Source organism: Pseudomonas sp. 15C (assembly GCF_055484735.1).
On sequence record NZ_JBUDGD010000029.1, the window covers coordinates 1 to 19,792 of the forward strand.

Here is a 19,792-nt window from a genome sequence, read left to right on the forward strand (position 1 = left end):
GCGGCTACGGTTTGCTTCGCTGCACCTACTTCCGCTGTGTCTGGCTGCGCCAGACGGTCGCTGCGCTCCCACGCCCGGATCGATCCCTCCACTCAGCCTTCCGACGTCGCCGGTGACGCAAGATCAAAAGCAGGCGAGCTGACACTCGGCCTATTGAGTGGTGAGAAGCGACGCATGGCTTGGGATTTCCGGTGGATTCGCCCCTCACCCCAGCCCTCTCCCCCAGGAGAGGGAGCCGATTCGGGGGCCGTTCAAAACCTGAGTTCGACTCGGTATTTCAGGTCGGAGTGGCTTTCGCATCCACCGCGGTCAGTCCCCTCTCCCTCCGGGAGAGGGCTAGGGTGAGGGATGGCTTTTGGCTGTTTAAAGCTGTGTCAGATAACCAGAACCTTCCCACAAGGTTTTCAGGTTGTCCGTCGGACGCTCGCTCTCTAGGCTCTGGGTGTCGCTGAATGTTCAGTGATCGGGTGTGAGAACCCGCTGAGCTTGAAACTGGCACCAGTAAGACCATAATTGCGGCCGGCTTATCAGCTGTCGCGATGCCTTATGGCGGCTGTGTGCGGGCAGACTTCGGTCTGGCCGGTTTTCTGCTCACCGGTTTCTCACTCCGCACATAGCTGCCACCCTTCGTCACGTGAGAAATGGCTAAGGGCGGCTCGAATTACGAGCAGATTTGTATGAAAGATAAAATTGTCCCCGACCCACCCCTTGAACCCACAACCCCTCTCGAAGACGCCGTTCGCGCCGACGATCAAATCAAGAACCGCGAAGCCTTAAAGCGTGCCCTCGATTTCTATCTCTGCCCTCCACCCAGCAAACCGCATCCACCGAGCACGATGTTTTTGATCCAGTCCGACATCGACACTGAGAGCCTGCTGAGGCTCACGCCTGCGAATCCCTGGCTTCGGCGAATACCCTTGCCGGAAACTTTGCCGATCAACTGGGCCGGCCCGAGCGCAATACGGCGCTGGCGATTCAGCAGATCATCATGCTGGCGGAGCTGGCGGTGAATCGGGCGCTGGATCGGGTTGATCCACGTAGCTGATTCGTCGAAGCACCGAGTCAGCGTTCTTCGCGAGCAGGCTCACTCCTACAGGGGAATGCATTTCAAACTGTGTGCGAGCCTGCTCGCGAAAGCGGTGGAACATTCACCACAAATCCCCGGCATAAAAAAACCGCCGATCATTCACCGATCGGCGGTTCTTCATTCAGCCAAGCTAATTCACTGCATCAACACTTCAATCGAGCCATCGGCGGTCATGCTGACCTGGCTGGTGCCGGCTTCGACTTCTGGTGTTACCGGTGCTGAATCCATGGCGGCGGCTTTCATCATCATCGGGGCGCGCAGGTACGGTTGTGGATAACCGTTGCTGTTGAGGTTCAGGTTGACGATTTTGTAGCCTTTGCCGCCCAGGGCGTCGGTGGCCAGTTGTGCGCGGGCCTTGAAAGCGCTGACGGCTTCTTTGAGCAACTGGTCTTCGCTGGCCTTGCGGGTCGGGTCGGCGATGGCGAAGTCCATGCCGCCCATTTTCAGGTCGGTCAGCAGCTCGCCGGTGAGTTTCGACAGGGCGGCGAAGTCGGTGCTTTCCAGGCGCAGTTCGGCGCGTTCGCGCCAGCCGGTGATTTTCTGGCCTTTGGTGTCGTAGATCGGGTAGCTGTTGCGGCTGCCCGTGCGCAGGGTGATGTCCTTGACTTGCTTGGCCTGGGCCGTTGCCTTGTTCATCGTGGTGCTGATGGCGGCGGCGAGTTTGGCTGGGTCGGTGTTCTGGTCTTCGGTGTAGAGCGTCACGATCATCTGATCGCGGGCCACTTCCTGGCTGACTTCGGCGCGCAGGGAAATCTGGTTGTAGTGCAGCTCATCGGCGGCCAGGGCCGGAAGGCTTGCGATGCTGCCGACGGTCAGGGCGAGAAGGGCGGCGCTGCGGCGAACTGTGTGCATGAAAGCTCCTTGAGGGGGCGCAGGTGTTGGTTCGAGCCTGCGTGAACCATCAGACTCCAGAAAGCAGCTGCAAGTTGCAAGCTTCAAGCTGCAAGTAAAAGCAAGAGCAAGAACTGCGTCGCTTTTGATCTTGCTTGCCGCTTGAAGCTTGCAACTTGCAGCTGCCTTCCTGTGGTCGTTTGCCGCACTTTCGCCTCTCACGCCCGCGCCTTGGTTATACTCCCTGCGATCCGCCTGGAGCGCTCATCAGGAGAGCTCATGCTCGCCCCCGTACAACTGACTTCCGCCACTCGCCAGAACCTCTGGCGGCTGACATTCATTCGCACCCTCGTGCTCGCCGCGCAGGCCGGTTCTGTGGGGCTGGCGTATTGGCTGCAATTGTTGCCGTTGCCGTGGGTGCAACTGGCGATGACCCTCGGCTGTTCGACCTTGCTCTGTGTATTCACCGCCGTGCGTCTGCGCACTTCGTGGCCGGTTACCGAGCTGGAATATGCACTGCAACTGGCCTGCGACCTGGTGATCCACAGTGCGCTGCTGTATTTCTCCGGCGGTTCTACCAACCCGTTCGTTTCCTATTATCTGGTGCCGCTGACCATCGCCGCGGTGACGCTGCCGTGGCGCTATTCGGTGATCCTGTCGGGCATCGCGCTGGCGCTGTACACGGTGATGCTGACGCGTTTCTATCCGCTGGAGACCTTGCCGGTGGCCCGCGAGAATCTGCAGATCTACGGCATGTGGCTGAGCTTTGCATTGGCGGCGGCGGTGATTACCTTTTTCGCTGCGCGCATGGCCGAAGAGTTGCGCCGTCAGGAAGAGTTGCGGGCGATTCGCCGTGAGGAAGGTTTGCGCGATCAGCAGTTGCTCGCCGTCGCCACTCAGGCCGCAGGCGCTGCCCATGAACTTGGCACGCCGCTGGCGACCATGAGCGTGTTGCTCAAGGAAATGCAGCAGGACCATCACGACCCTATGCTGCAGGACGACCTCAAGGTGCTGCAGGATCAGGTCAAGCTGTGCAAGGAAACCTTGCAGCAACTGGTCCGTGCCGCCGAGGCCAACCGGCGTCTGGCGGTAGAAATGCAGGACGTCACCGACTGGCTCGACGAAGCGCTGAACCGCTGGCATCTGATGCGCCCGGAGGCCAGTTATCGCTTCCAGCGTCTCGGCCAGGGCAGCGTGCCGCGCATGGCTCCGCCGCCGGATCTGACCCAGGCGCTGCTCAATCTGCTGAACAATGCCGCCGACGCCTGCCCGGAAAACCTCCAGGTCACCCTCGATTGGGACGCCGAGACGCTGACCATCAGCATCCGCGACCACGGCGCCGGTGTGCCGCTGGCCATTGCCGAGCAGATCGGCAAACCGTTTTTTACCACCAAGGGCAAAGGTTTCGGCCTGGGCCTGTTTTTGAGCAAGGCCAGCGTGACACGCGCCGGCGGCTCAGTGAAACTCTATAGTCATGAGGAAGGCGGCACGCTCACCGAGCTGCGCCTGCCCCACGGCGCCCGAGGAGACCTAACATGAGTGACGAAATCCAAGTCGAAGGCGAAGAACTGCCGCATTTGCTGCTGGTCGATGACGACGCGACCTTCACCCGCGTGATGGCGCGCGCCATGGCCCGCCGTGGCTTTCGCGTCAGCACCGCCGGTTCCGCCGAAGAAGGCCTGACCATCGCTCAGGCCGATCTGCCGGATTACGCCGCGCTCGACCTGAAAATGGACGGTGACTCCGGTCTGGTGCTGCTGCCCAAGCTGCTGGAGCTGGACCCGGAAATGCGCGTGGTGATCCTCACCGGTTATTCGAGCATTGCCACTGCGGTCGAGGCGATCAAGCGCGGTGCCTGCAACTACCTGTGCAAACCGGCCGACGCCGACGACGTGCTGGCCGCGTTGCTGTCCGAGCACGCCGACCTCGACAGTCTGGTGCCGGAAAACCCGATGTCGGTCGACCGCCTGCAGTGGGAGCACATCCAGCGTGTGCTCACCGAGCACGAAGGCAACATCTCCGCCACTGCCCGCGCCTTGGGCATGCATCGCCGCACCCTGCAGCGCAAACTGCAGAAGCGCCCGGTTCGTCGCTGAACCTGCGCTGAACGACTATCGCCAGCCCTCGCGATGAAACGCACCGATCATCTATGATCGGTGCGTGTCTGTTCTTATCTTTATCGAGCCTTATCCATGAATCAGAACGCTGAATATTCCGCGGTCAACGATGCTGTGCGCGGGCAGTTTTTTCGCAAAGTCTGGGCGATGACCACGCCTTATTGGCGCAGTGAAGAGAAGGGCAAGGCCTGGACGTTGCTGATTGCAGTGATTGCATTGACATTGTTCAGCGTGGCCATCTCGGTGTGGATCAACAGCTGGTACAAGGACTTCTACAACGCCTTGCAGAAAAAGGACGAGGCGGCGTTCTGGCAGTTGATCCTGTATTTCTGCGGCATCGCGGCGGTGGCGATTCTTGGCGCGGTGTATCGCCTGTACCTGACGCAGATGCTGACTATCCGCTGGCGGGCGTGGCTGACCGAAAAGCACTTCAAGCGCTGGCTCGACCACAAGAACTATTACCAGCTGGAGCAGGGCGGTTACACCGATAACCCCGATCAGCGAATTTCCGAAGACCTCAACACCTACACTGCCAACACCCTGAGCCTGGGCCTCGGGCTGCTGCGCACGATTGTCAGCCTGGTGTCGTTCTCGATCATTTTGTGGGGCGTTTCGGGCAGCATCGAGGTCTTTGGTATAGAGATTCCCGGCTACATGTTCTGGTGTGCGCTGCTCTATGCGGCCGTCGGCAGTTGGCTGACGCACCTGATCGGTCGCCGCTTGATCGGTTTGAACAACCAGCAGCAACGCTTCGAGGCCGACCTGCGTTTCTCCATGGTGCGGGTGCGGGAAAACGCCGAAAGTATTGCGCTGTACAACGGCGAGCCGAATGAAAATCGGCGTTTGAGCAGCCGCTTCGGCCTGGTCTGGCACAACTTCTGGGACATCATGCGCGTGTCCAAGCGTCTGACGTTCTTCACCTCCGGCTACGGCCAGATCGCAATTATTTTCCCGTTTATCGTCGCGGCGCCGCGCTACCTGTCCGGCAAGATCGAACTGGGCGAGCTGATGCAAATCAACTCGGCGTTCGGCAACGTGCAGGAGAACTTCAGCTGGTTCATCACTGCCTACGCGGATCTGGCCGCGTGGCGTGCGACCTGTGATCGTCTGCTGAGCTTCCGTCAGGCCATGAGCGACAATGAAGAGCGGGCTCCAGCCATTGATGTGCAGAACCAGGGCAGCGAATTGCAGGTGCATAACCTCGGGCTGGATCTGGCCGACGGCCGTCATCTGTTGACCAACGCCGACATGACCGTGGAACCGGGTGAGCGAGTGATGCTCAGCGGGCGTTCCGGCAGCGGCAAGTCGACGTTGCTGCGGGCGATGGGGCACTTGTGGCCGGCGGGGCATGGCAATATTCGCCTGCCAGCGGCGCGTTATCTGTTCCTGCCGCAGAAACCGTATCTGCCGATCGGTACCTTGCGCGAAGCGCTGAGTTATCCACAACCGGGCGACACTTACGCAATAGAGCGTTATGCCCAGGTACTGGAAACCTGTCGCCTGCCGCATCTGGTTGCACGGCTGGACGAAGCCAATCACTGGCAGCGCATGCTGTCGCCGGGCGAACAGCAGCGCCTGGCCTTCGCCCGCGCGCTGCTTTATGCACCGCAATGGCTGTACATGGACGAAGCGACCTCGGCGATGGACGAGGAAGACGAAGCGACGCTGTATCAGGCGCTGATCGATCAGATCCCGGGGTTGAGTATCGTCAGCGTCGGCCATCGCAGCAGTCTGAAACGTTTCCATCCACGGCATGTGCGGATCGATAGCGGGCACTTGATAGAGCAACCCGTGACGGCCTGACACCACGCATTCCCCTGTAGGAGTGAGCCTGCTCGCGATAGCGGTATGACAGTCAAAGAGGATGCCGACTGAACTGACGCCATCGCGAGCAGGCTCACTCCTACAAAGGGCATTGTGATCTGGGCGGTGATCGTACAACCCGCTTGAGCTATGATGGCCGCAAGCCGAACTTTCGAGACAAGATGCAGATCATGGAAAAGCTGATGGACACCCCGCGCCTACCGCGCAAGCGCCGCAGTCTGGCTCAGGAACTGGTGACGGTGCTGAGCGAGCAGATCCGCGATGGTCTGCTCAAACGTGGTGACAAGTTGCCCACCGAGTCGGCGATCATGGAAGCCCATGGCGTCAGCCGCACCGTGGTGCGTGAGGCGATTTCCCGTCTGCAGGCTGCAGGTCAGGTGGAAACCCGCCATGGCATCGGCACCTTCGTCCTCGACACGCCGAGCCCGAGTGGTTTCCGTATCGACCCGGCGACTGTCGTCACCCTGCGTGACGTCCTGGCAATCCTCGAATTGCGCATCAGCCTCGAAGTCGAATCCGCCGGCCTCGCCGCGCAACGTCGCACTCCCGAGCAACTGGCGACCATGCGCGCCGCCCTTGATGCGTTGAACGAAAGCGCCTCGCATGCCAGCGACGCGGTGTCGTCAGACTTTGCCTTCCACCTCGAAATTGCCCTGTCCACCGGCAACCGCTATTTCACCGACATCATGACCCACCTGGGCACCAGCATCATTCCGCGGACGCGGCTGAACTCGGCGCGCCTGGCCCATGATGATCAGCAACATTACATGGGCCGTCTGAGCCGTGAGCACGAAGAAATCTACGATGCGATCGCCCGTCAGGATTCAGATGCAGCCCGCGCCGCGATGCGTCTGCATTTGACCAACAGCCGTGAGAGGCTGCGCCAGGCTCATGAAGAGGCGCAGGCGCAGGGGTAGAATTAACGTTAATCCTGTTACTCAAGCATTATTTTTCGTGTTGGGGACGGTTTGGTGGTGGTTAAAGTTTTGACCCTATATAAAAGGCGCAACTCTTCCCCAGCTTCGCCAAATTCCGTCTTGGGAATTTTGAAACTTTGAGGTCCGTTCAGCGGTACTTGTAACAAGACTTTATTAGACCAGATATTCCCGCCGCTGAAACGAGCTTCGATTGTTATATCGTCTCCCGGCACAATGTTCGAATGGGGCGTTAATGTACCTTCGGCAAACTCCTTCAATTCCGCGAGGGAAAGCACCCATTGGCCGTTTTCCTGCTTTGCGTCAGTCAATTGTGGTTCGGTCATTCCAATTGGATCAGCCATCGCATAGTTCCTTCTTTCGTTCTGAACCATTGAGAGCACGATTCAACGTGCGGTGTCTGCGGTGCCGGTTCTTTAGCGCCTCACTCATTAATGCGCAAGCGAGGCTTGGCTGGCACCTGTAAGAAATATCAGTTTCGACGAACGGTCGGTAAGCTCAGAGGCACGTCGAATCATGGACGATTTGAGGAGTTCATATCTCAACCCGCAGCTTCAACGCCTGCGAATACGGCTCCATACTCGACTCATCACGAAATTTGTAGCGCAGCTCCACCTCGCGGCCCAGGTACGGTTGCAGTGCTTCCTTCGGCAACTGCACCTCGATGTCGAACAGCTTTTCCATTTCATCCTCGGCATCGTCCCAGGCGCCGGTATCGACTTCGTCTCCCTCCCATTCGGGTTCTTCGCCATCGATGCCAAGGATCGCGTAAACGGTCCAGTTCGCCGCGAAATCGCTGGAGTCCGGCACTTGCACGGTGAGGATGTCTGGCAATCGAGAAAGCTGAAGAATTATGCGGTTGTCCTGCGCAGGGGCAACATCGGTGACGATGGGGGCGGAAAAATGCATCGACATAACGGCTTCCTTTGAGTGGTCCGCCACGATCCTTCGTGGCAGTCGTCCCACTTTACGAGCCGCTCGCCCTCAATGACTTAAACGAATCCAGACCAGATATTTCCGTGAACGGACGCCGTAAAGACGGGCCTCGCAGCGATTTTTGCCAGGGCCAGAGCCAATCTTGTCAGACAAAAAAGTGCCGACAACGATGAAATGCAGTTGACGGTTATCTTTTAAGTTGTACGATGACCTACAACTTCAGCCAAGGCTGAACGGTCCACTCACAATAAAACGTTGCTACCAGGGTGTTCGAATAATGAATCCACAAGAACTGAAGTCCATCCTCTCTGCCGGCCTGCTGTCGTTCCCGGTGACCGATTTCAACGCGCAAGGCGATTTCAACCGCGCGGGCTATATCAAACGCCTGGAATGGCTGGCTCCGTATGGCGCTTCGGCCCTGTTCGCAGCGGGCGGCACCGGTGAGTTCTTCTCCCTGGCCGCCAGCGAATACTCGGAAATCATCAAGACTGCCGTCGACACCTGCGCGACCAGCGTGCCAATCCTCGCCGGCGTGGGCGGTTCGACCCGTCAGGCCATCGAATACGCTCAGGAAGCCGAGCGTCTGGGCGCCAAAGGCCTGCTGCTGCTGCCGCACTACCTGACCGAAGCGAGCCAGGACGGCGTTGCCGCTCACGTTGAAGCCGTGTGTAAATCGGTGAAAATCGGCGTGGTCGTCTACAACCGCAACGTTTGCCGCCTCAACGCGCCGCTGCTGGAACGTCTGGCCGAGCGCTGCCCGAACCTGATCGGCTACAAGGACGGCCTGGGCGATATCGAGTTGATGGTGTCGATCCGTCGCCGCCTCGGTGATCGCTTCAGCTACCTGGGCGGCCTGCCGACCGCTGAAGTCTACGCCGCGGCCTACAAGGCGCTGGGCGTGCCGGTCTACTCCTCGGCGGTATTCAACTTCATCCCGAAAACCGCGATGGACTTCTACCACGCGATCGCCCGTGAAGATCACGCCACCGTCGGCAAGATCATCGACGACTTCTTCCTGCCGTACCTCGACATCCGTAACCGCAAGGCCGGTTACGCCGTGAGCATCGTCAAGGCAGGTGCGAAAATCGCCGGCTATGACGCAGGTCCGGTGCGTGCGCCGCTGACCGACCTGACCGGCGAAGAGTACGACATGCTCGCCGCGCTGATCGACAAGCAGGGCGCGCAGTAACACCTGAGTAGAGCGAGGCCGCTGAGCAATCAGCGGCTTTTTGCGTAAAGGCTTTTAGAGTTGAGGGCTGCCCTGTGACAACTGCAAAACGCTACGACAACTACATCAACGGCGAGTGGGTCGCCGGTGCCGATTACTCGGCCAACATCAACCCGTCCGAATTGAGCGACAACATCGGCGACTACGCCAAGGCTGACCTGAATCAGGTCAACGCTGCCATCGACGCCGCCCGCGCGGCATTCCCGGCGTATTCCACTTCGGGCATTCAGGCCCGTCACGATTCGCTGGACAAGGTCGGCACCGAAATCCTCGCCCGTCGCGAAGAACTTGGCACGCTGCTGGCTCGCGAAGAAGGCAAGACCCTGCCGGAAGCCATCGGCGAAGTGACCCGCGCCGGCAACATCTTCAAGTTTTTTGCCGGCGAATGCCTGCGCCTGTCCGGTGACTACGTGCCGTCGGTACGCCCGGGCGTCAACGTTGAAGTCACTCGCGAAGCGCTGGGCGTGGTCGGCCTGATCACCCCGTGGAACTTCCCGATCGCCATTCCTGCCTGGAAAATCGCCCCGGCCCTGGCCTACGGCAACTGCGTGGTGCTCAAGCCTGCCGATCTGGTGCCGGGCTGCGCCTGGGCCCTGGCGGAAATCATCTCCCGCGCGGGCTTCCCGGCCGGTGCGTTCAACCTGGTAATGGGCAGCGGTCGCGTGGTTGGCGAGGCGTTGGTCAACAGCCCGAAAGTCGACGGCATCAGCTTCACCGGTTCGGTAGGCGTTGGCCGGCAGATCGCAGTCAACTGCGTTTCGCGCCAGGCCAAGGTGCAGCTGGAAATGGGCGGCAAGAACCCGCAGATCATTCTCGACGACGCCGACCTCAAGCAAGCCGTCGAGCTGTCGGTGCAGAGTGCGTTCTACTCCACCGGTCAGCGCTGCACGGCGTCGAGCCGTCTGATCGTGACCGCCGGCATCCACGACAAATTCGTCGAGGCCATGGCCGAACGCATGAAGTCGATCAAGGTCGGCCACGCCCTCAAAGCCGGCACCGACATTGGTCCGGTGGTGTCCCAGGCGCAGCTCGAACAGGACATGAAGTACATCGACATCGGCCAGTCCGAAGGTGCGCGTCTGGTCAGCGGCGGTGGTGTGGTGACCTGCGACACCGAAGGCTACTTCCTCGCGCCGACTTTGTTCGCCGACAGTGAAGCGTCGATGCGCATCAGCCGTGAAGAGATCTTCGGCCCGGTCGCCAACGTCGTGCGCGTGGCGGACTACGAAGCGGCATTGGCGATGGCCAACGACACCGAATTCGGTCTGTCCGCCGGCATCGCCACCACTTCATTGAAGTACGCCAACCACTTCAAGCGCCACTCCCAGGCCGGGATGGTAATGGTCAACCTGCCGACCGCCGGTGTCGATTACCACGTACCGTTCGGTGGCCGTAAAGGTTCGTCCTACGGCTCGCGTGAGCAGGGCCGCTATGCGCAAGAGTTCTACACGGTCGTGAAGACCAGTTACATCGGCTCCTGATACACGCAATACCTGTGGGAGCTGGCTTGCCAGCGATAGCGTCACTGCGCAATGACTGATTTACCGAGTCACCCGCATCGCTGGCAAGCCGGCTCCCACCAAAGCAAGACCAAAGAAGCTTCACCCCGCATAAAAATAATCAGTGGGAGTACATCTACATGCAATCGTCCAAGCCGACTCACGTCCGCTATTTGATCCTGCTCATGCTGTTTCTGGTGACCACGATCAACTACGCCGACCGTGCCACGATCGCCATTGCCGGCTCCAGCCTGCAAAAGGATCTGGGCATCGACGCCGTTACCCTCGGCTACATCTTCTCCGCATTCGGTTGGGCCTACGTGGCCGGGCAAATCCCCGGTGGCTGGCTGCTCGATCGCTTCGGCTCGAAAAAAGTCTATGCGCTGAGCATTTTCACCTGGTCGCTGTTCACCGTGCTGCAAGGCTTTGTCGGTGAATTCGGCATGTCCACTGCGGTGGTTGCGCTGTTCATGCTGCGTTTCCTTGTGGGCCTGGCCGAAGCGCCATCGTTCCCTGGCAATGCGCGCATTGTTGCCGCGTGGTTCCCGACCGCTGAACGCGGCACCGCCTCGGCGATCTTCAACTCGGCGCAGTACTTCGCCACCGTGTTGTTCGCGCCGCTGATGGGCTGGATCGTCTACAGCTTCGGCTGGGAGCACGTGTTCATCGTCATGGGGATCCTCGGTATCGTGTTCTCGCTGGTCTGGCTGAAAGTGATCTACAGCCCGCGCGAGCATCCACGCATCAATGACGCCGAGTTCAAGCACATCGCCGACAACGGCGGCATGGTCGACATGGACCAGAAGGGCAAGAAGGCCGACGGTCCGAAGTGGGATTACATCCGTCAGTTGCTGACCAACCGCATGATGCTCGGCGTGTATCTGGGCCAGTACTGCATCAACGGCATCACGTATTTCTTCCTGACCTGGTTCCCGGTGTATCTGGTGCAAGAGCGTGGCATGACCATTCTCAAGGCTGGTTTCATCGCTTCGTTGCCGGCGATCTGCGGCTTCATCGGTGGTGTGCTCGGCGGGGTAATCTCCGATTACCTGCTGCGCAAAGGCCACTCGCTGACCTTCGCCCGCAAGGCACCGATCATTGCCGGTCTGCTGGTGTCGAGCAGCATCGTGGCGTGCAACTATGTCGAAGTGGAATGGATGGTCGTTGGCTTCATGGCCCTGGCATTCTTCGGCAAAGGCGTGGGCGCACTGGGCTGGGCGGTGGTATCCGACACCTCGCCGAAGCAGATCGCCGGTTTGAGTGGCGGCCTGTTCAACACCTTTGGCAACATCGCTTCGATCACCACCCCGATCGTGATTGGCTACATCATCAGCTCTACCGGTTCGTTCAAATGGGCGCTGGTGTTTGTGGGTGCCAACGCACTGGTCGCGGTGTTCAGTTATCTGGTGATCGTCGGCCCGATCAAGCGCGTGGTCCTCAAAGAGCCGCCTGCCAAGGGCGGTAATGAAGCCACCGGCAATTTGTCTCAAGCGCATTCCTGAGGAGCGGCGTCATGCAGTTGATTGAACATTCCGACTCGCCGCGCTACATCCGCCTGCACGAGCGGGACAATGTTGTAGTGGTGGTCAACGACCAGGGCGTACCGGCCGGCACTGAATTTGCCGATGGTCTGGTGACGGTGGATTTCGTTCCGCAGAGCCACAAGGTCACCCTGGAAGACATTCCCGAGGGCGGCGCGGTGATTCGTTACGGGCAGATCATCGGTTATGCCTTGCAGCCGATCCGTCGCGGCAGTTGGGTCAAGGAAGATCAACTGCGCATGCCGACCGCACCTCCGCTGGACAGCCTGCCGCTGTCCACCGACGTGCCGGACGCGCAGGCTCCGCTGGAAGGCTTCACCTTCGAGGGTTATCGCAACGCCGACGGCACCGTCGGCACGCGCAACATTCTCGGCATCACTACGACCGTGCAGTGCGTCACCGGCGTGCTCGATCATGCGGTGAAAAGGATCAAGGAAGAGCTGCTGCCCAAGTACCCTCACGTCGATGACGTGGTGGCACTGACCCACAGCTACGGCTGCGGCGTGGCGATCACCGCCACCGACGCCTACATTCCGATCCGCACCGTGCGCAATCTGGCGCGCAACCCGAACCTGGGCGGCGAGGCACTGGTGATCAGCCTGGGCTGCGAGAAATTGCAGGCCGGACAGGTGATGCACGAGGACGATGCGTCGGTCGATCTCAGCGACCCGTGGTTGTATCGCTTGCAGGACTCCAGCCACGGCTTCACTGAAATGATCGAGCAGATCATGGAACTGGCCGAGGTCCGTTTAAAGAAGCTCGACCAGCGCCGCCGTGAAACCGTGCCGGCGTCCGAGCTGATTCTGGGCATGCAGTGCGGCGGCAGCGATGCCTTCTCCGGCATCACCGCTAACCCGGCGCTGGGTTTTGCCTCGGATCTGCTGCTGCGTGCCGGGGCGACGGTGATGTTTTCCGAAGTCACCGAAGTGCGCGACGCGATCTACCTGCTGACCTCTCGCGCACAAACGCAAGCCGTGGCTGAAGAGCTGGTGCGCGAAATGGACTGGTACGACCGTTACCTGGCCAAGGGCGAGGCCGATCGCAGTGCCAACACCACGCCGGGCAACAAGAAGGGCGGCTTGTCGAACATTGTCGAGAAGTCGCTGGGTTCGATCGTCAAGTCCGGCAGCAGCGCGATCAACGGCGTGCTTGGCCCGGGGGAGCGCTTCAAGCAGAAGGGTTTGATTTTCTGTGCGACACCGGCCAGCGATTTTGTCTGCGGCACCTTGCAACTGGCGGCGGGGATGAACCTGCATGTGTTCACCACCGGGCGTGGCACGCCTTACGGGCTGGCGATGGCGCCAGTGGTCAAGGTCTCGACGCGAACCGAACTGGCGCAGCGCTGGCCGGATCTGATCGACATCGATGCCGGACGCATTGCTACCGGGCGCGCGACCATCGAGGAGTTGGGTTGGGAGCTGTTTCACTACTATCTGGATGTGGCGAGCGGCAAGCAACAGACCTGGGCGGAGAAGCACAAGCTGCATAACGATATTACGTTGTTCAACCCGGCGCCGATTACCTGACGGTTTGGGGGAGGGGGCATAACAGCTGCCCTCACCCCAGCCCTCTCCCGGGGGGAGAGGGGGCCGATCCGGGGATATCTCAGAAGTGCACCGACCTGCAAGAGCTGTGTTGAATCCATCATCGACTCGATTTTGCAGGTCGATGTTATGCAGCACGACACGTCGGTCAGTCCCCTCTCCCTCCGGGAGAGGGTTAGGGTGAGGGGCTTTTATAGCTTTTGGCTTATCATTGCCCCCTAATCGACGCTCACCCAAGGCACCCCCGGCATGCTGGCAATCTTCCTCGAAACCCTGAACATCACCGCGCCGGTATTTGCCATGCTGTTTCTCGGTGTGCTGCTCAAGCGCATCGACTGGATCAACGACAACTTCATTCACACCGCCTCCTCGCTGGTGTTCAACGTGACCATGCCGGCGCTGCTGTTTCTCGGCATCCTGCATGCGGACCTGCACGCCGCGCTGCAACCGTCTCTGCTGATCTACTTCTCCCTCGCCACCCTGGTGAGCTTTGCCGTGGCCTGGGGCTGGGCGATTTTCCGTTGTCCGCGGGAAGATCGCGGCATCTACACCCAAGGCGCGTTTCGCGGCAACAACGGCGTGATCGGGCTGGCCCTCGCAGCGAGCATGTACGGCGATTACGGGATTTCCCTCGGGGCGATTCTCGCGGCGCTGGTGATTCTGTTCTACAACACCCTGTCGACCATCGTCCTGGCGGTCTACAGCCCGGTGATCAAGTCTGACCCGTGGAGCATCTGCAAAAGCGTGTTCAGCAACCCGCTGATCATCAGCGTGATTGCCGCGGCGCCGTTTGCCTATTTCAAGATCGGTTTGCCGGGCTGGCTGGAGACGTCGGGTCAGTATCTGGCGCAGACCACATTACCGCTGGCGCTGATCTGCATCGGTGGCACGCTGTCGCTGGCGGCGTTGCGCAAGAGCGGCAAGATGGCGCTCAGTTCCAGTCTGGTGAAAATGGTCGGCTTGCCCGTGCTGGCGACGCTGGGCGCGTGGCTATGGGGCTTTCGCGGGGCGGAGCTGGGGATTCTGTTTCTGTACTTTGGCAGCCCGACGGCAGCAGCGAGTTTCGTCATGGCGCGGGCGGCGCAAGGCAATCATGAACTGGCGGCGGCGATTATTGTGCTGACCACGTTGATGGCAGCGATTACCACCAATGTCGGGATATTTGTGTTGCAGTGGGGTGGGTGGATCTAAGCGAAAGATTTTCGGTGATTTTTCCGGCCTCATCGCGGGCAAGCCCGCTCCCACAGGGATCTCGTTGTTGACGAAATTTGATTAACAACCGAAAAACCTGTGGGAGCGGGCTTGCCCGCGATGAGGCCCGCGCCGTCACTCAGGCTTCTGGTAGGTATCAATCACTTCCTGCGCCGCGCGAAACGCGTCGATCGCCGCCGGCACTCCGGCGTACACCGCACAATGCAGCAGCGCTTCACGAATCTCCTCCACCGTGCAGCCATTGTTCAGCGCGCCGCGCACATGGCCCTTCAGCTCTTGCGGACACTTGAGTGCGGTCAGCGCGGCGAGGGTGATCAGGCTGCGGGTTTTCAGCGGCAGGCCTTCGCGATTCCACACCCCGCCCCAGGCATGTTCATTGACGAAATCCTGCAACGGCTGGGTGAACTCGGTGGCGTTGCCCAGTGCGCGATCAACGAACGCGTCGCCCATTACCTGACGGCGGATTTCAACTCCGGACTGCTTCGATTCGGTCATGGCATATCCTTCTTGTGATGTTGGCGGCGCCAGGCGCGTATCGACGTGAACAACAGAAACATCAACAGCGGCGGCAAGACGTAAAACAGCATCAGTCGCTCGAGCCGGCCGGCCAACGGCATGCCGGTGGTGAACGACACCACATGCAGCCCGTAGACCAGGTACAAACCGAGCAACAGCAAACCTTCGGCGCGGGTTACGCGGTAGCCGGAATAGAACACCGGCAGGCACAGCGCCGCAACCCCGAGCATCACCGGCAGGTCGAAATCCAGCGCGTTCGGCGAAACCGACAGTGGTGTCGGTGCGATCAGCGCGGTGAGGCCCAGCACCCCGAGCAGGTTGAACAGGTTGGCGCCAATCACGTTGCCGACGGCGATGTCGCGTTGCCCGCGCAATGCGGCGATCAATGAGGTGGCCAGTTCCGGCAACGAAGTACCGACCGCGACCACAGTCAGGCCGATCACCCGTTCGGAGAAACCCAGATCGGTAGCGACCACAACCGCGGCGCCCAGCAACAGATGCCCGGCAAACACCAGCATCGCCAGCCCGACGCTGATCATCAGCAAACTGCCGAACCACGACGCCTGGGCGACGTCAGGTTGCTCGGAATGCGGCCGTGTCGAGTGACGTGACTGACGCAACAGCAGACCGAGGTAGAGCGCCAAAGCGGCAAGCAACAAGATGCCGTCGAAGCGGCCGATCTCTTTGTTCCAGGCCAACAGAAACACCAGCAGGCTGGCGCCGATCATCAGCGGAATATCAAGTCGCACCAGTTGCCGCGAAACGCGCAGCGGAATGATCAGCGCCGACAGTCCGAGCGTGACGAGGATATTGAAGATGCTGCTGCCGACCACGCTGCCGACGGCGATGTCCGGGTTGTGCGCCAGCGCTGCCTGCAGGCTGACGGCCATTTGCGGTGCGCTGCTGCCGAGGGCGACGATGGTCAGGCCGATGATCAGCGGGCGTACATGCAGACGTGCCGCCAGACGCACCGCCGCGCGCACCATCAGTTCGGCACCGAAGATCAGCAGGCACAGGCCGGCGAGCAGTTCGATCAGGCTGATCAGGGGTAGGTCGGCTAATCCGAAAATGGTCGGCGCTCCATTAATCGAGGGCCTGTACGCGAACCCGCGCGGTGCCGCTGCGCAGCATACCGATTTCTTCGGCGGCCTCGCGCGACAGATCGATCAGCCGGCCACGGGTGTGCGGGCCGCGGTCATTGATGCGGACCACCACCGATTCATCGTTTTTCAAATTGGTGACTTTCACCCGCGTGCCGAAGGGCAATTGGCGGTGGGCGGCAGTCAGGGAATGCTGGTTGAACGCTTCGCCGCTGGCGGTGCGTTTACCGTGGTGTCTGGCTCCGTAATAGGAGGCGACGCCGCTTTGGTCGTAACCGTGCGGGTCGATGGTGTCGGTGCTGGCGCAACCGGCCAACAAGGAGAGCAGGGCGCTGCTCAGGAACAGACGCTTCATTCAAAGGTATCCCGAATCAAATGCAGGAGTGAGCCTGCTCGCGATAGCGGTCCGACAGTCAACTTTTCAGTGTCTGACATTTCGCGATCGCGAGCAGGCTCACTCCTACAGGGGATGGAGCCAGGCTTTGGATCTGGCTCCATTTGTGGTCAGCCTTCGAGCTTGCTTTTCAGCAGTTCGTTCACTTGCTGCGGGTTGGCCTTGCCTTTGGAGGCTTTCATGGCCTGGCCGACGAAGAAGCCGAACATCTTGCCGCGTTTGGCTTCATCCGCCGCACGATACTGTTCGACCTGCTCCGCGTTGGCCGCGAGCATTTCATCGAGCACGGCCGAAATCGCGCCGGTGTCGGTGACTTGCTTCAGGCCACGCTTTTCGATGATCTCGTCCGCGCTGCCTTCGCCGTTGGCCATTGCTTCGAACACCACTTTGGCGATCTTGCCGGAGATGGTGTTGTCCTTGATGCGCTGCAGCATGCCGCCCAATTGTTCGGCGGAAACCGGCGATTCGTCGATGTCCACGCCTTGCTTGTTGAGCAGGCTGCCCAACTCGACCATCACCCAGTTCGCCGCCAGTTTCGCGTCGCCGCCGATAGCGGCGACTTTCTCGAAGTAATCCGCTTGCTCACGGCTGGTGGCCAGCACGTTGGCGTCGTAGGCCGACAGACCGAACTGGCTCTGGAAGCGCTCGCGTTTCTGCGGTGGCAATTCCGGCAGGGTGGCGCGCACCTCGCCGAGGAACGACTCTTCGATGACCACGGGCAGCAGGTCTGGATCGGGGAAGTAACGGTAGTCGTTGGCTTCCTCTTTCGAACGCATCGGACGGGTCTCGTCCTTGTTTGGATCGTACAGGCGGGTCTGCTGGATCACTTTGCCGCCGTCTTCGATCAGCTCGATCTGACGCTGGATCTCGGAGTTGATCGCCTTCTCGATGAAGCGGAACGAGTTGACGTTCTTGATCTCGCAGCGCGTACCGAACTCGACCTGGCCTTTCGGACGGACCGACACGTTGCAGTCGCAACGCAGCGAGCCTTCGGCCATGTTGCCGTCGCAGATGCCCAGATAACGCACCAGCGCATGGATCGCCTTGACGTAAGCCACGGCTTCCTTGGCGCTGCGCATGTCCGGCTCGGAAACGATTTCCAGCAGCGGCGTGCCGGCACGGTTCAGGTCGATGCCGGTGGCGCCGTTGAATTCTTCGTGCAGGCTCTTGCCGGCGTCTTCTTCCAGGTGCGCGCGGGTGATGCCGACGCGTTTGACCGTGCCGTCTTCCAGTGCGATGTCCAGGTGGCCTTTACCGACGATCGGCAATTCCATCTGGCTGATCTGGTAGCCCTTCGGCAGGTCCGGGTAGAAGTAGTTCTTGCGCGCGAAGACGTTGTGCTGACCGATCTCGGCGTCAATCGCCAGACCGAACATCACTGCCATGCGCACCGCTTCCTGGTTGAGCACCGGCAGCACGCCGGGCATGCCCAGGTCTACGAGGCTGGCCTGGGTATTCGGTTCGGAGCCGAATGTGGTGGAACTACCGGAAAAGATTTTCGACCGGGTGGTGAGCTGAGTGTGAATCTCCAGCCCGATCACGACTTCCCATTGCATGTGTGTCTCCTCAGAAGCCGGTTGGGGTGCGGGTGTGCCAGTCGGTGTTGAGCTGGTACTGGTGCGCCACATTAAGCAGGCGACCTTCCTGGAAATACGGCGCAAGCAGTTGCACGCCCACCGGCAGACCGTCGACAAAACCGGCCGGCATCGACAGGCCCGGCAGGCCGGCGAGGTTGGCGGTGATGGTGTAGACGTCTTCCAGATAGGCCGCGACCGGGTCGCTGTTCTTCGCGCCGAGCTTCCAGGCCGGGTTCGGCGTGGTCGGGCCGAGGATGATGTCGACTTCATTGAACGCCGTCATGAAATCGTTTTTCACCAGACGACGGATCTTCTGCGCTTTCAGGTAGTAGGCGTCGTAGTAACCGGCGGACAGCGCGTAGGCACCGACCATGATCCGGCGCTGCACTTCAGGCCCGAAACCTTCGCCACGGGAGCGCTTGTACAGGTCGATCAGGTTTTCCGGGTTCTCGCAGCGATGGCCGAAACGCACGCCGTCGAAACGCGACAGGTTCGAAGAGGCCTCCGCCGGCGCGATCACGTAGTAAGCCGGAATCGCGTGCTGCATGTTCGGCAGGCTGATTTCCTTGATCACCGCGCCGAGCTTCTGCAACTGCTGGATGCTGTTCTGGATCAGTTCGGCGATGCGCGGGTCGAGACCGGCGCTGAAGTATTCCTTCGGCACGCCGATGCGCAGGCCTTGCAGGGAATCGCCGAGGCTGGCGGAGTAGTCCGGCACCGGCTCATCGATGCTGGTCGAGTCGTTTTGATCGAAACCGGCCATGCCTTGCAGCAGGATCGCGCAGTCTTCAGCGGTACGCGCGAGCGGGCCACCCTGATCGAGGCTGGACGCGTAGGCGATCATGCCCCAGCGCGAAACGCGACCGTAGGTCGGTTTCAGGCCGGTCAGGTTGGTGAATGCCGCCGGCTGACGGATCGAGCCGCCAGTATCGGTAGCAGTCGCGGCAGGCAACAGGCGAGCAGCGACAGCGGCGGCCGAACCACCGGACGAACCGCCCGGTACGTGTTCCAGATTCCACGGGTTTTTCACTGCGCCGTACCAGCTCGACTCGTTGGCCGAACCCATGGCGAATTCGTCCATGTTGGTCTTGCCCAGGGTGACAGCGCCGGCAGCAGCCAGCTTCGCCACCACGGTGGCGTCGTACGGCGCCTTGAAGTTGTCGAGCATCTTCGAGCCGCAGCTGGTGCGAATGCCCTGGGTGCAGAACAGGTCTTTGTGGGCGATCGGCGCGCCGAGCAGGGCGCCGCTCTCACCGTTGGCGCGGCGTGCGTCGGCAGCTTTCGCCTGCTCCAGGGCCAGCTCTTCGGTGAGGCTGATGAAACTGTTGAGCTGTGGATCGAGCTGGGTGATACGCGCCAGCAGGACCTTGGTCAGCTCTTCGGAGGAAAACTTTTTATCGGCGAGACCGCGGGCGATCTCGGCCAGAGTCATTTGATGCATTGCAGGCTCT

17 protein-coding genes and 1 pseudogene are annotated in these 19,792 nt (G+C 60.5%); 10 read left to right on the forward strand and 8 right to left on the reverse strand.

Annotated features, from left to right (window positions below):
• Window positions 1–677 precede the first annotated feature (677 nt).
• Window positions 678–1,045, forward strand: a pseudogene (locus ACYYKW_RS15880) (DUF6124 family protein).
• Between the two features lie 177 nt (window positions 1,046–1,222).
• Here ACYYKW_RS15880 and ACYYKW_RS15885 read toward each other — a convergent pair.
• Window positions 1,223–1,939, reverse strand: a complete 717-nt coding sequence (locus tag ACYYKW_RS15885; protein ID WP_090281751.1) for an SIMPL domain-containing protein — start codon at window positions 1,937–1,939, stop codon at window positions 1,223–1,225.
• A 258-nt stretch (window positions 1,940–2,197) separates the two neighbouring features.
• Here ACYYKW_RS15885 and ACYYKW_RS15890 point away from each other — a divergent pair, with 258 nt between their 5' ends.
• From ACYYKW_RS15890 to ACYYKW_RS15905, 4 genes are all read left to right on the forward strand, one after another.
• On the forward strand, window positions 2,198–3,457 hold the full coding sequence (locus ACYYKW_RS15890) for an ATP-binding protein (RefSeq protein ID WP_336354876.1): 1,260 nt from the start codon (window positions 2,198–2,200) through the stop codon (window positions 3,455–3,457).
• A complete protein-coding gene (locus ACYYKW_RS15895; RefSeq protein ID WP_003221630.1) occupies window positions 3,454–4,014 on the forward strand; it encodes a response regulator transcription factor in 561 nt (186 codons plus the stop codon). The genes ACYYKW_RS15890 and ACYYKW_RS15895 overlap by 4 nt, the downstream gene beginning before the upstream one ends.
• Window positions 4,015–4,110: 96 nt before the next feature.
• Complete coding sequence (locus ACYYKW_RS15900; protein ID WP_464990529.1) at window positions 4,111–5,838, forward strand: ABC transporter ATP-binding protein/permease; 1,728 nt, start codon at window positions 4,111–4,113, stop codon at window positions 5,836–5,838.
• A gap of 191 nt (window positions 5,839–6,029) precedes the next feature.
• Window positions 6,030–6,776, forward strand: a complete 747-nt coding sequence (locus ACYYKW_RS15905) for a FadR/GntR family transcriptional regulator (protein ID WP_186547286.1) — start codon at window positions 6,030–6,032, stop codon at window positions 6,774–6,776.
• Window positions 6,777–6,793: 17 nt separating this feature from the next.
• Here ACYYKW_RS15905 and ACYYKW_RS15910 read toward each other — a convergent pair whose 3' ends face one another.
• Together ACYYKW_RS15910 and ACYYKW_RS15915 are read right to left on the reverse strand one after the other, a co-directional pair.
• Entirely contained in the window at window positions 6,794–7,138 is a 345-nt protein-coding gene (locus ACYYKW_RS15910; RefSeq protein ID WP_464990530.1) for a hypothetical protein, read from the reverse strand.
• Between the two features lie 190 nt (window positions 7,139–7,328).
• Window positions 7,329–7,709: a hypothetical protein gene (locus ACYYKW_RS15915; RefSeq protein ID WP_464990531.1), complete on the reverse strand. Its 381-nt coding sequence runs from the start codon at window positions 7,707–7,709 to the stop codon at window positions 7,329–7,331.
• Window positions 7,710–8,007: 298 nt separating this feature from the next.
• On the opposite strand from ACYYKW_RS15915, the gene kdgD reads away from it, so the two are divergent.
• From kdgD to ACYYKW_RS15940, 5 genes are all read left to right on the forward strand, one after another.
• Window positions 8,008–8,919, forward strand: coding sequence for a 5-dehydro-4-deoxyglucarate dehydratase (gene kdgD, locus ACYYKW_RS15920; protein ID WP_093104692.1), 912 nt, complete (start codon window positions 8,008–8,010; stop codon window positions 8,917–8,919).
• A 74-nt stretch (window positions 8,920–8,993) separates the two neighbouring features.
• Window positions 8,994–10,439 carry an aldehyde dehydrogenase family protein gene (locus tag ACYYKW_RS15925; RefSeq protein WP_090281756.1) on the forward strand — a complete coding sequence of 482 codons (1,446 nt, stop codon included), beginning with the start codon at window positions 8,994–8,996 and terminating at the stop codon, window positions 10,437–10,439.
• 158 nt (window positions 10,440–10,597) lie between these two features.
• Window positions 10,598–11,959: an MFS transporter gene (locus ACYYKW_RS15930; protein ID WP_090281757.1), complete on the forward strand. Its 1,362-nt coding sequence runs from the start codon at window positions 10,598–10,600 to the stop codon at window positions 11,957–11,959.
• An 11-nt stretch (window positions 11,960–11,970) separates the two neighbouring features.
• Window positions 11,971–13,524 carry a galactarate dehydratase gene (gene garD / locus ACYYKW_RS15935; protein WP_090281758.1) on the forward strand — a complete coding sequence of 518 codons (1,554 nt, stop codon included), beginning with the start codon at window positions 11,971–11,973 and terminating at the stop codon, window positions 13,522–13,524.
• A gap of 267 nt (window positions 13,525–13,791) precedes the next feature.
• Window positions 13,792–14,733, forward strand: a complete 942-nt coding sequence (locus ACYYKW_RS15940) for an AEC family transporter (protein ID WP_208938745.1) — start codon at window positions 13,792–13,794, stop codon at window positions 14,731–14,733.
• A gap of 135 nt (window positions 14,734–14,868) precedes the next feature.
• Here the strand turns inward: ACYYKW_RS15940 and ACYYKW_RS15945 are convergent, their stop codons facing one another.
• The 5 genes from ACYYKW_RS15945 to gatA form a co-directional block, all read right to left on the reverse strand.
• Window positions 14,869–15,249, reverse strand: coding sequence for a carboxymuconolactone decarboxylase family protein (locus ACYYKW_RS15945; protein WP_090281760.1), 381 nt, complete (start codon window positions 15,247–15,249; stop codon window positions 14,869–14,871).
• Complete coding sequence (locus ACYYKW_RS15950; protein ID WP_090281761.1) at window positions 15,246–16,307, reverse strand: calcium/sodium antiporter; 1,062 nt, start codon at window positions 16,305–16,307, stop codon at window positions 15,246–15,248. Before ACYYKW_RS15950 ends, ACYYKW_RS15945 begins: the two co-directional genes overlap by 4 nt.
• A 46-nt stretch (window positions 16,308–16,353) precedes the next feature.
• Entirely contained in the window at window positions 16,354–16,725 is a 372-nt protein-coding gene (locus tag ACYYKW_RS15955) for a septal ring lytic transglycosylase RlpA family protein (protein ID WP_090281762.1), read from the reverse strand.
• A 149-nt stretch (window positions 16,726–16,874) separates the two neighbouring features.
• Window positions 16,875–18,320, reverse strand: coding sequence for an Asp-tRNA(Asn)/Glu-tRNA(Gln) amidotransferase subunit GatB (gene gatB, locus ACYYKW_RS15960; RefSeq protein ID WP_090281763.1), 1,446 nt, complete (start codon window positions 18,318–18,320; stop codon window positions 16,875–16,877).
• Between the two features lie 10 nt (window positions 18,321–18,330).
• Complete coding sequence (gatA, locus tag ACYYKW_RS15965) at window positions 18,331–19,782, reverse strand: Asp-tRNA(Asn)/Glu-tRNA(Gln) amidotransferase subunit GatA (protein WP_090281764.1); 1,452 nt, start codon at window positions 19,780–19,782, stop codon at window positions 18,331–18,333.
• Between the last annotated feature and the right edge of the window lie 10 nt (window positions 19,783–19,792).